Here is an 11,691-nt window from a genome sequence, read left to right as displayed (position 1 = left end):
TGGGCAAGCAGCTTGCCCAAATGTTTGAATGCCCGTTTTACGACAGCGACTACGAAATCTGCGCTTCTTCGGGCGTATCCATTCCGACCATTTTTGAGATGGAAGGGGAGGAAGGCTTCCGCAACCGTGAAACCAATATGCTGAAGAAGCTCGCTTCCCGGCGCAACATCGTTTTATCGACCGGTGGCGGCTCCGTATTACGCAGTGAAAACAGACAGATTTTGTGCCAAAACGGCACGGTTGTTTATTTGCATGCCAGCCCCGAAACCTTGCTGGAGCGTACCCGTTACGACAGCAACCGGCCGCTGTTGCAAGTTGCCAATCCTTTGGGCAAACTGCAAGAGCTGTATGACCAACGCGATATGCTGTACCGTCAAACCGCCCATCTCGTCATCGAATCCGACAGCTGTCACAAAACGCTCAAACGCCTGATACAGGCTTTAGGCGAATAAATACGCTTTGCAAAGGAATACTATGCGCACACTGACTGTCCAAACCCCGTCCCATCAATACCCCATCTTTATCGGGCATAAGCTGATTGAGCAGGCCGATATGCTGCTTCAGCCCTATCTAGGTAAAAAAGCAGCCATTATTACCAACGAAACCGTTGCGCCGCTTTATCTCAAACAGCTTCAGACGGCCTTAGACAGACTGGGCGTGCCGCATTTCAGCATTATCCTTCCCGACGGCGAAGAATATAAAAACTGGCAGACGCTCAACCTGATTTACGATGGCCTGATGCAAAACCGTGCCGAACGCAAAACCACTTTAATCGCTTTGGGCGGCGGCGTGATAGGCGATATGGTCGGTTTTGCCGCGGCGACTTATCAGCGTGGCGCACCTTTTATCCAAGTACCGACCACATTGCTCAGCCAGGTCGATTCCTCGGTCGGCGGTAAAACCGCCATCAACCATCCGCTCGGTAAAAACATGATTGGCGCGTTTTACCAGCCGCAAGCCGTTTTGGCCGATTTGACCGCCTTGCAAACGCTGCCGCAACGCGAACTTTCCGCAGGCATGGCCGAAGTCATCAAATACGGCGCATTGGGCGATGCCGAATTTTTTGCCTGGTTGGAAGAAAATATGGCCGACCTGATGGCGCAACATCAAGAAAAAATGGCGGAAGCCGTTTACCATTGCTGCAAAATGAAGGCCGATATTGTTGCCCAAGACGAAACCGAGCAGGGCATCCGCGCATGGCTTAATCTCGGCCACACTTTCGGCCATGCCATCGAAGCCGAAATGGGCTACGGCGTATGGCTGCACGGAGAAGCCGTTGCCGCCGGTTGCGTCCTCGCTTCCCGTTTGTCGCAAATCTTGGGCAAAACCCGACAGGCCGACACCGACCGCATTGCCGCTTTAATGGAAGCCGCTTCCCTCCCGTCTGCGCCGCCCGTTTTCTCCTTTGAAAAATGGATTGAACACATGAGCCACGACAAAAAAGTCAGCAGCGGCATCATGCGTTTTGTCGGTTTGGAATACTTGGGCAAAGCCAATATTACCGAAATTACCGATATGGAAATCCTCCGCCAAACCTTGCAACCGTATTTGTGAGGAATGAAGTAGGTTTGCTTCAAAATATAAAAAGGCCGTCTGAAAGTCATTTTCAGACGGCCTTTGGTTTTAAAACGTTTTCATTTATCGGATTAAAGCTAGATAAACCAATTTGGGCGGGTCAATTATTTAAAGCATCTTTTTATCCAACTCGGCAATAATCAACAAGCCGCTGTCAAAGCGTCGGCTGTCGGCCAGTTTCAGACGGCCTTGATGGCGTTTGACAATGGTGTCTGCGATGGACAGGCCAAGTCCGGTGCCTTGTTGTTCGGTGCCGAGAATACGGTAGAAAGGGTCGATAACGCGTTGGCGTTCGCTTGGGGGAATGCCGGGGCCGTTGTCTTCCACCCAGATGTTGAGGTATTCGGCGGTTTCGTCAAAGCCCAAATCGATGCGGCCGCCTTTGGGAGTATAGCGGATGGCGTTGTCGGTAAAGGTTTTGATGAGGGTGTAGATTTCGGTGTCATCGGCGTGGATTTGGCAGTCGTTTTCAACGGCGACGCCGATGTCTTGACCTTTGGCCAGCGCCAGCGGCATGAGTTCCTGCAAGACACGGCGGAACTGGTTTTGCAGGCTGATCAAGGTTTTAGGGCGTTGGGTTTCGGGCGCTTGGGCGCGTGCGAGGGAAAGGAGTTGCTCGAGCAGGTGGCGGTTGCGCTGTATGCTTTGTTGCAACAGGGCGGACTGCTCGCGCGCTTCGGCGGACAGCTGCATATTGTTGAGCCGCTCTGCCTGAAGGGAAAGGGCGGTCATGGGGCTGCGCAATTCGTGTGCGGCATCGGCGATAAAGCGTTGCTGTTGGCGGACGTTTTCGTCGGTACGTTGCAACAGGTTGTTGATGGCGACGACAAAGCCTTGGATTTCGCTGGGAATGTCTTGCGTGTCCATAGGCGAGAGGTCGTTGATTTTGCGCTGTTCCAAATCGTTGGACAGGGTTTTGACGGAACGCATGGCGCGGTGGGTAATCCAGACGGTGAGCAGGATAATCAGGGGTAGGGCGAGGAGCATGGGGAGGATGCTCTGTACGGCGGCCATTTCGGCCAGCTCTTCGCGGTAGTCGCTTTCCTGCATGACGGCGATGCGGCCTTGCTTGGTGTCGCGGGTATAAACGCGGTAGTAATCGTCATCGTCATCGGCCTGAATGGTGTGCAGGCCGTCTGAAATCTTTTCAGGCAGGCTGACAATGGGGTTGGGCGTATTGGGAAATTGAACGGAAATCTTGTTGTCGTTGTCGAGAGAGTGTTTCTCGTCATCGGCATCGCTCGGGTCGAGATAGTTCGCGACTTGGCGCAACAGATCGTCTTGAACCTCTTGGGTCTCGTGATAAGTATCGTAATATGAAAATATGCCTGCAAGAATGGAGAGGGGTAGGAGCATGCAGATCAGGGCGAGGCTGATCCGGACTTGCAGGGATTGTTTGATGGTGTGGATAAGGCGTTGCATGGTTTGTGTGTTGATATTGTTGTGGTTTTTCAGACGGCCTGGTTGTTTTGTGCAACCAGCCAGCCGACCCCGCGGACGTTTTGAATCGCTTCTTTGCCGAGTTTTTTGCGTAAGGCGTGAATTAGGAAGTCAACGGCGTTGCTTTCGACTTCTTCGCCCCAGCCGTAGATTTTGTCTTCTAAATCACTGCGCGACAGAATCATGCCCGGACGCAGCAGTAGGGCTTGGAGGACGGCAAATTCTTTGTTGCTGAGCATGATGGCCTGTTCCTGCCCGACCACTTCCGCCTGATGGGTGGAGGGGTTGAGTGTGATAATGCCGTTGCTCAGCAGCGTTTGCGCCTGTCCGCCGTGTCGGCGCAATACGGCGCGCATACGGGCTTGCAGCTCCGCCATGTCGAAGGGTTTGACGATGTAGTCGTCTGCGCCGCCGTCTAGGCCGTTGAGGCGGCTGTGCAAATCATCGCGCGCGGTCACGATTAAGACGGGAACGGTACAGCCGCCGTTGCGGATTTGCGCCAATACGTCCAAACCGTCTTTGCCGGGCAAACCCAAATCCAAAAGCAGCAAATCGTATGCCTGCGCCGCCACTGCTGCGGCAACTTCCGAACCGCGGCTGACCCAATCGACAGCGTAGCCGGTGTCTTTCAGGTTGGCACTGACGGCTTGGGCAATCATGGCATCGTCTTCAACCAATAATACGCGCATGGAAGTTCTCCGTGAGGATGGGTGGACAGTGATTATAACCGCACTCAATTAGTAAAAATTTAGGAGCTGTCTAAAAACTGATTTTTTGTAAAAGATGAGGCCGTCTGAAATTTCGTTTTTCAGACGGCCTGTATACTTCAATCCCGATTATTTAGGGTTTTTCTCAATCAAGGCAACCAATTGGTCGATATAGCCTTGAACAAAGCCGCGCGCGGATTCGATGAGCTGGCCGTTGTCGTCAAACAGGGTAGGCGAGTTGCCGAGGAACACTTCCGGTTGGCCGGTCAATGGCATATCGAAATACGAAAGGGCAAGGCGCAGATTTTTTTGCGCGCTATAACCGCCCATTTTGCCGACAGAATGACTGATGATGCCGGCAGGTGTTTTTTTCCAGGCAACATCGGCATTGGGTTTGGAGCCGATGTCGATGGCGTTTTTCAGGCAGGCCGGTACGGTACGGTTGTTTTCGGAAGTCACGAACAATACGCCGGCAGAGGCTTTGATGGTTTCACGGAACTCGGTATAGCTGGATGGAGTGGGGAAGTCGGTAACGGCAGGATCGTCGTAGTCGAAGTTGTATAAAGGTAAATGGCCGATTTCGACGATTTGCGCTTCGTAGCCTTCGGGGAACATGGGAATGACGTTTTGTGCGACTTTTCGTGCGAACGAGCCTTTACGCAGGCTGCCGACCAAGATGCTGACTTTCTTTGACATGTTTTTCTCCTGTTTAATAATAAAAATGAAAACAATTCTAAATTTTAGTGTTATCTGGAGAAGCGGTCAAGGTTTCAGACGGCCTGTCAAAATGGTTTATGCTAAAATAACGGTTTCGCTGATATTTCAAATTATTATGCACGCTTCTGATTCGCAAGAGGGTGAAACGGCACACGAATACTACGCCGACGATACCGACTTTCCTGCTAAAACCATTGTCGCCACCTTATTCATCGGCGCATTTTTCGGCTATCTCAACGACACGCTGTTGAATGTCGCGCTTACGCCGATTATGAAGGATTTTGGTGTCGATAAGACCACGGTTCAATGGCTGACAACGGGCTTTTTGCTGGTCATGGGGGCATTTACGCCGATTACGGCAGGCGTGATTCAATGGTTTGAAACGCGCAAAATGGTGCTGTTTACGCAGGCAACGTTTTTAGCAGGATCGCTGATTTGCGTGTTTGCACCGACGTTTGGCGTATTGGTGGTCGGTCGGATGGTGCAGGCAGTGTCTGCCGCGTTTTTTGTCCCGCTTCTGTTTAACGGTGTGTTGTCGATTTTCCCTCCCAACAGGCGCGGAACGGCGATGGGTGTGATTACCATGATGTTTACCGCCGCGCCTGCAATGGGGCCGACGCTGTCGGGCATCATCATCGACCATACGCATTGGCGCGTGCTGTTCGGTTTTACCGCGCCGTTTATGTTGGCGGCGATGGTGCTGGCGGGCAAATATTTAACGGTCAATTTGAGCAACATCAGCCGTCCGAAAATTGATATGTTGTCGGCTGTGCTGTCGATTGTGGGCTTCGGCGGGTTGGTTTATGCGAGCAGTAATTTTGCCCATATGCCGCTGCTGGAATTTATCCTGCTCTTTGCTGCTTCCGTTGTACTGGTGGGGTGGTTTGCGCGCCGGCAGTTCCGTTTGGCTACGCCGTTGTTGAACCTTCGTGCGTTTGAATACAAACAGTTCAGATATTGCGTTGTGATTTTGGCCGGTGCGATATTCCTGTTTTTGGGCTTGGAACTGATGGTGCCGATGTACACGCAGCAAGTGTTGATGCTGACCGGTACGGCAACTGGCCTGATCCTGATGCCTGCCAGTATTGCCCAAGCGGTTGCCGCGCCTTTGTTCGGCAAATTGTTGGACAAAAAGGGCGGACGCTTTGTCGTTTTGCCGGCAACAGTGATGCTGGTGGTGTCGTTGGCGGTATTGTGGCTGTTTTTGCGGATTGATACGCAAGTGGTGATGTTGACGGCGATGTTTACGCTGTTGGCGCTTTCCGTGTCTGCTTGTGTAACCGGCGAAACCCATGGTCTGAACGCGTTGCCGAAAATGCTCAATCCGCACGGTGCGGCGATTCTGACCACCATCAACCCGATTGCCGGTGCCATCGGCGCGGCGTTTTTTGTTGGTGCGACCAATATCGGCGAGAAACTTTCCAGCGCAGATATGCCGCAACAGGCAATGCTGGACGGTATCCATTTGGCGATGGGTTGCGCTTTGGTTGTCGGTGTTGTGGTCGTCATGTTTGCTTTACGTTTGAAAGCGCATCAGAAATAAAGAAAAAGGCCGTCTGAAACGTTCAGACGGCCTAAGCACCTCGTAAGAATTTATAAGATTTTGTAACACAATGAAGTTAAAATGTATTTTATCAATCGGCCTGATGATGGCGGTTTGTCCGTCATGGGCTTTGGATTTCGGGCGTATTCCTGAAAATGAGATTTCTGTTTATGTGCAGGAATTGGACAGCGGCAACGTGATTGCCGAACACCGTGCCAATGAATTGCGCAATCCTGCTTCGACCATGAAGCTGGTAACGGCGTTTACCGCGTTTCGTATGTTGGGCGGTGATTATCGTTGGAAAACTGAGTTTAAAACCAACGGCCCAATCAAAGGCGATACGTTGAAAGGCAATGTGTATTGGGTGGGGAGCGGCGATCCTGTGTTTGACCAGCATGATCTGGTGCAAATGCAGCAACAGATGCGCGATAAGGGCATACGCCATATTGACGGACATCTGATACTCGACCGCAGCCTGTGGGGCGATGTGAAGAATCCGGATGATTTTGCTTCCGATTCTGCCGAAAGCTTTATGACGCCGCCCGATCCTAATATGTTGGGGTATAAAACCGTTGAACTGCGTGCTGAAAAAGAAGAAGACGGAAGCTTGGTCATCCGTACCAATCCGCCGCTTCCGAATCTGAACATTCAAAACAAATTGACACTTGAGAATAAAGAAGGGAAGTGCAGTGTTTTAAAAAACCACATGAAGACTTCCTATAAAAACAATACGCTGACCGTATCGGGCAAGCTGCCGGAAAGCTGCTTGGGCAAAGAGCTGTATCTGAATATGTATAGCATGAAAGAATTTGTCGGCAAAAGTTTTGTCAACCAATGGCGCCAACAAGACGGCACGATTTCAGACGGCCTGACGACAGGTGCTGCGCCTCATGACGCGCATGTGTTGGCGAGTCATCAATCCAAACCGCTTGCCGATATCCTCACCGATATGAACAAGCATTCCAATAATCTGATTGCCCGTTCGGTTTTCCTTAAATTTGCCGGACATATATCTGATTACAAGCAGGCGCAGGCCAAGGCCGCGTCTATCGTAAAAAGTGAGCTGGCGGTTGCCGGTATCAATACGGAAGGGCTGGTGTTGGAAAACGGCTCAGGCCTGTCCCGCGTAGAACGGCTCAATGCGCGAATGATGGCGCAAATGTTGGAAAAAGCCTACTTCAGCCCGTTTAAAAACGAGTTTATCAGTACGCTGCCGATTGCCGGTAAAGACGGCACGCTTAAAACACGCTTGAAACAGCCCGGTGAAAACCTGCGCCTCAAAACCGGTACACTCAAAGATGTCCGCGCACTGGCTGGGTATTGGTTGGGCGAAAAGCCGTTGTTGGTTGTCGTCATTATCAACAGCCAAAAGTCAACCGATTATTTACGCGACTTGGATAAGCTGGTGTCTAAAATTGTTCAGCCCGGTGGCGAACATTGGATTGATGCTAAGGCTTCCTGCATGATTAGGTATCAGGCTTGATAAGCTAAAAAAGGCCGTCTGAAAATGTATTGACGTTTTCAGACGGCCTTTGTGTAAGAAGGACAAGTATTTATGTCTATTTTGAAGGATAATTTAGGGATTTAATGGATAAGCGTTTGGTGTAAATCCGCTTGAGAAAGATGGTTTTATCTTCGGTATTTAAGACGTATGTTTTAAGTTTTATTCCCACCTTCTCTTGTCTAAATAATCGGACTTTTTACGAAAAGGCATAAGGTACAGACGAAAAAAATACCGGTAAAAACCGGTATTTTTTATTTTTAACTTGATGGCGCGGCGGACGGGGCTCGAACCCGCGACCCCCGGCGTGACAGGCCGGTACTCTAACCAACTGAGCTACCACCGCGCATCCATTGTCAGGGACAATGAAAAGTAAAGTGGTGGGTGATGACGGAGTCGAACCGCCGACATTCTGCTTGTAAGGCAGACGCTCTACCAACTGAGCTAATCACCCAAAAAAGGGAGATACTGAAGAATCAGTATTTTTAAATAATGGCGCGGCGGACGGGGCTCGAACCCGCGACCCCCGGCGTGACAGGCCGGTACTCTAACCAACTGAGCTACCACCGCGCATCCACTGTCAAAGACAATGAAAAAGAAACTTGGTGGGTGATGACGGAGTCGAACCGCCGACATTCTGCTTGTAAGGCAGACGCTCTACCAACTGAGCTAATCACCCATGCGCAAAATTGCGAAGACGTTATTAAACCAAAAAATCCTGATGCGCGCAAGATTTATTTGCCGATAATTAGATGTCTCCCTGCAAGCACCAGTTTTCAAAGGAAATAATTTCTTCCTGTTTGCCTGCGACAACCAAAATGTCGCCGGTTTCCAGAACGAAATCAGGGTCAAGGTCTTGGATTTTTCCGGTATTGCGGCGGATAAACAATAGTTTCAGATGATGGGCGGTCAAGGGCAATTCACGGATGGTTTTACCGATGGCATGTGCCTCGCCTTGCAATGGGAAGGCATGGCGGCAGACGGCCTTGCTGTCTTCGTCGGAGAAGCTGTCATCATCACTGCCGACAAACAAGTCTTGCAAAGATGCATAGCGGCTGTGACGGATGTGGGTTATGGTTTGATAAACATGGTTGTAGGAAAGGCCGTGGCCCAACATGGCATAGCTTGCCAGCACCAGGCTGGTTTCTTTGGTATCGGAGACGGTTTCTTCAGCACCCATTTCGGTAAAGGTTTTAACGTAATCGTCATTGGTGGCGCGAACATAAACCGGCATGCTCGGATGCATGGACATGATGTTGCCGAGAACATGTTGGGTTTCATGCATATTGTTCAGCGTGATGACCACCATTTTGGCACGTCCCAAGCCGGCGGCTTCCAAGACTTCACGGCGTTTGGCATCGCCAAAGGAAACCGGTTCGCCTGCGTTGCGTGCCACTTGTACGCGGGCAATATCCAAGTCAAGGGCAAAGTAGGGGATGCCTTCTTGCGCCAATACACGGGCAACCGATTGACCGCCGCGTCCGAAACCGATAATTAGGACGTGTTCGGATTTGCTCATGGTTTCCACCAGCATGGAGTGCAAGTCCAAGGCTTTCATGTCCCAGTCGGATTTAACAAAGCGGCTGACGATGGCATCGCTGCTGCCCAAAATGAATGGTGCGGCAATCATGGAGAGCAAGACGGCTGCAGTGGCTGCTTGTTCCAATTCGGGCGAAACCATATTGATTTTGCTGGAAATAGCCAGCATCACGAAACCGAACTCGCCGCCTTGTGCCAAATAAAGCGCACTCTTGAGGCTGTCGCTCGTAGGGTTTTTCATGCGCAAAGCGATGATGAAGACGACCAGTGCTTTCAAGACCAACAGGATTGCCAACAAAATCAGGATTTGCTGCCAGTTGCCGATCAGCGCCTGAATATCCAGCTTCATACCGACGGTAATGAAGAAGAAGCCCAGCAGGATATCGCGGAATGGACGGATGTCGTCTTCCACCTGAATACGGTATTCGGTTTCGGAAAGCAGCATACCGGCAACGAATGCGCCCAATGCCATAGACAGGCCTTCAAGCTCCGTCAGATAGGCCACGCCCAAAGTAACCAGCAAAACGTTGATCATAAAGAGTTCGGACGATTTGCGTTTGGCAACCAGTCTGAACCAGCGCGACATCACACGGCTGCCGACAACAAACAAAATGCCCAAGGTCAGCAACATTTTCAAACCGGCCAAGCCCAGTTCTACCCACAAGTTGCCTTCGCTGCCGCCAGCAAGTGCCGGAATCAGAATCATCAGCGGTACCACGGCAATATCTTGCATCAGCAAAACACCCATGGCCATTTGTCCATGTGGCTGACCCAGCTCGGTTTTCTCCGACAGAATGCGGCTGACGATGGCGGTGGACGACATGGTCAGTGCGCCCGCAGTGGCAAACGCCCAGTTAAACGGCGTGCCCATTGCCATCAAAATGCCCATAATCGAGAGCATGGTAATGATGACTTGCAAACCGCCCAAGCCGAATACGAGACGGCGCATGGCTTTGAGTTTGGGCAGGGAGAATTCGAGACCGATGCTGAACATCAAGAATACAATGCCTATTTCGCCCAAATAGTCGGTGGCATGGCTTTGCGGAATCAGTTTGAACATACCCGGACCGGCAATAAAACCGACCAAAAGATAACCGAGCATGGAAGGAATGTTGAACTTGCGACAGCAGATAACTGTAATGACGGAAACCAACAAGACAATGACAATGGGTCCGAGGGAGAATTCGTGCATAGAGTGGGCGGCCTTTCGTTAAGAGTAGCTATTGTTATATAGGCCGTCTGAAACACGTCGAAAACCGACAGCAAACCCAAATAAAAACGCACAGAATGAACTTCATTTCTGCGATTTGATTTCCCGTATCATGCTTATTTGGACTTACTGTTTCGAGCGTTATCTAACGGATTATTAAGATTATATCAAGATAGAATGTAAAGTAGTGTTTTGATTGACAAAAAAGGCCGTCTGAAATATTCAGACGGCCTTTAAATAAATGGTTTAAGGCATCAACATGCCGCCGTTGACATGAAGTGTCTGACCGGTAATGTATTTTGCCTGATCAGAAGCCAAGAACAAGACTGCATCGGCAATATCTTGTGCTTCACCGAATTTGCCCAAAGAAGTTTGCGCTTCAAAGGTTTTGCGGGTTTCTTCCGGTAGGGCGCGGGTCATATCGGTGTCGATAAAGCCGGGGGCAACGCAGTTGACGGTAATGCCACGGCTGCCGACTTCACGCGCCATAGATTTGGAGAAGCCGATTAAGCCTGCTTTTGCGGCTGCATAGTTGGTTTGGCCGGCATTGCCCATCACGCCGACAACGGATGTGATGTTGATGATGCGGCCGGCACGCTGTTTCATCATGCCGCGCAATACGGCTTTAGAGGCGCGGAAGACAGATTTGAGGTTGACCTGCATGATGTCGTCCCACTCTTCCTCTTTCATGCGCATTAGGAGGTTGTCGCGGGTAATGCCGGCGTTGTTGACCAGAATATCCAGTTTGCCGAATTCTTTTTCGATGTCGGCAATTAGATTTTCGATGGTTTCAGGTTCGGCAGAATTTAATGCACGGCCTTCGCCACCCCATTGTGCCAAGCGTTCGCCGATTGCAACCGCGCCACTCTCACTAGTGGCAGTGCCGATAACTTTTGCACCGGCCGCAGCCAAAGTATCGGCAATTGCCGCACCAATACCGCGCGATGCGCCGGTTACCAAAGCGATTTTGCCGCTTAAATCTTGTGTACTCATGTTTTATTCCTTAATTGCGATTGGAAAAATGGTTTCAGACGGCCTTATTTACCTGGGGAGGGTGCTTGATACCGTCGTTTGTTGATTCTTCGTAATAAATATTCTCTGTAGTATGCCCATGCTTGCTTTTTTTGTCCTTGTTTCCAAAGCCGTTTGGCTGCTTGTCTAAATTTCCTTTTAGGATTTGGAAAGGGCAACCAAGTTGATAGAGGTTGTTCTAGATATCCGTTATTCCATGGGGAATTCTTAAAATATTGATCATATGCAGGGTGGAAGCCTAATTGATGCCACGGTTTGATATGACCAACAAAATGGACTAAGCGGATATTGTTGGGATTGTCGATTAATTCACTGTATTTTTGATGCCAATGTATCCAGTTAAAGTTTTCTGAAAGCCAGTGTACATGACCTATACAGGCTAAATTCAAAATATCTTGGTCTGGACAGGAGAGTTTAAAATTCTGTT

At 50.3% G+C, this 11,691-nt stretch carries 10 protein-coding genes and 4 tRNA genes; 4 read left to right on the top strand and 10 right to left on the bottom strand.

Annotated features, from left to right (window positions below):
* Positions 1-452, top strand: a 452-nt coding sequence (locus ACTHUE_RS05685; RefSeq protein WP_440423100.1) for a shikimate kinase, incomplete at its 5' end; no start/stop codon positions are given.
* 22 nt (positions 453-474) lie between these two features.
* The gene (aroB, locus tag ACTHUE_RS05680) at positions 475-1,554 is read left to right on the top strand and encodes a 3-dehydroquinate synthase (protein WP_070503951.1); all 1,080 of its coding nucleotides are present in this window, start codon (positions 475-477) and stop codon (positions 1,552-1,554) included.
* A 129-nt stretch (positions 1,555-1,683) separates the two neighbouring features.
* On the opposite strand, the gene ACTHUE_RS05675 is transcribed toward aroB, so the two are convergent.
* From ACTHUE_RS05675 to ACTHUE_RS05665, 3 genes are all read right to left on the bottom strand, one after another.
* Positions 1,684-2,997: a sensor histidine kinase gene (locus tag ACTHUE_RS05675; protein WP_070695464.1), complete on the bottom strand. Its 1,314-nt coding sequence runs from the start codon at positions 2,995-2,997 to the stop codon at positions 1,684-1,686.
* A 29-nt stretch (positions 2,998-3,026) separates the two neighbouring features.
* Positions 3,027-3,704 (bottom strand): response regulator, encoded by a 678-nt coding sequence (locus ACTHUE_RS05670; RefSeq protein WP_070460434.1) that lies wholly within the window; start codon positions 3,702-3,704, stop codon positions 3,027-3,029.
* A gap of 147 nt (positions 3,705-3,851) precedes the next feature.
* Positions 3,852-4,418, bottom strand: coding sequence for an NADPH-dependent FMN reductase (locus tag ACTHUE_RS05665; RefSeq protein WP_070587528.1), 567 nt, complete (start codon positions 4,416-4,418; stop codon positions 3,852-3,854).
* Between the two features lie 136 nt (positions 4,419-4,554).
* Between ACTHUE_RS05665 and ACTHUE_RS05660 the strand changes: the two genes are divergently transcribed.
* Positions 4,555-5,982 (top strand): MFS transporter, encoded by a 1,428-nt coding sequence (locus ACTHUE_RS05660; protein WP_049336971.1) that lies wholly within the window; start codon positions 4,555-4,557, stop codon positions 5,980-5,982.
* Between the two features lie 70 nt (positions 5,983-6,052).
* The gene (gene dacB / locus ACTHUE_RS05655) at positions 6,053-7,465 is read left to right on the top strand and encodes a D-alanyl-D-alanine carboxypeptidase/D-alanyl-D-alanine endopeptidase (RefSeq protein WP_049336968.1); all 1,413 of its coding nucleotides are present in this window, start codon (positions 6,053-6,055) and stop codon (positions 7,463-7,465) included.
* A gap of 287 nt (positions 7,466-7,752) precedes the next feature.
* Here dacB and ACTHUE_RS05650 read toward each other — a convergent pair.
* The 7 genes from ACTHUE_RS05650 to ACTHUE_RS05620 form a co-directional block, all read right to left on the bottom strand.
* Positions 7,753-7,829 (bottom strand) — tRNA-Asp (locus ACTHUE_RS05650).
* Positions 7,830-7,861: 32 nt separating this feature from the next.
* Positions 7,862-7,937 (bottom strand) — tRNA-Val (locus ACTHUE_RS05645).
* 39 nt (positions 7,938-7,976) lie between these two features.
* Positions 7,977-8,053: transfer RNA gene (locus ACTHUE_RS05640), tRNA-Asp, on the bottom strand.
* 33 nt (positions 8,054-8,086) lie between these two features.
* A tRNA-Val gene (locus ACTHUE_RS05635) sits at positions 8,087-8,162 on the bottom strand.
* A 69-nt stretch (positions 8,163-8,231) separates the two neighbouring features.
* Positions 8,232-10,214: a monovalent cation:proton antiporter family protein gene (locus tag ACTHUE_RS05630; protein ID WP_049336355.1), complete on the bottom strand. Its 1,983-nt coding sequence runs from the start codon at positions 10,212-10,214 to the stop codon at positions 8,232-8,234.
* A 264-nt stretch (positions 10,215-10,478) separates the two neighbouring features.
* On the bottom strand, positions 10,479-11,225 hold the full coding sequence (fabG, locus tag ACTHUE_RS05625) for a 3-oxoacyl-ACP reductase FabG (protein ID WP_049336356.1): 747 nt from the start codon (positions 11,223-11,225) through the stop codon (positions 10,479-10,481).
* A gap of 44 nt (positions 11,226-11,269) precedes the next feature.
* On the bottom strand, positions 11,270-11,691 hold a 422-nt coding region (locus ACTHUE_RS05620), incomplete at its 5' end, for a glycosyltransferase (RefSeq protein ID WP_440423098.1).

The organism is Neisseria sp. P0021.S005 (assembly GCF_051956955.1).
This window is presented reverse-complemented; position numbering and strand designations above follow the sequence as displayed.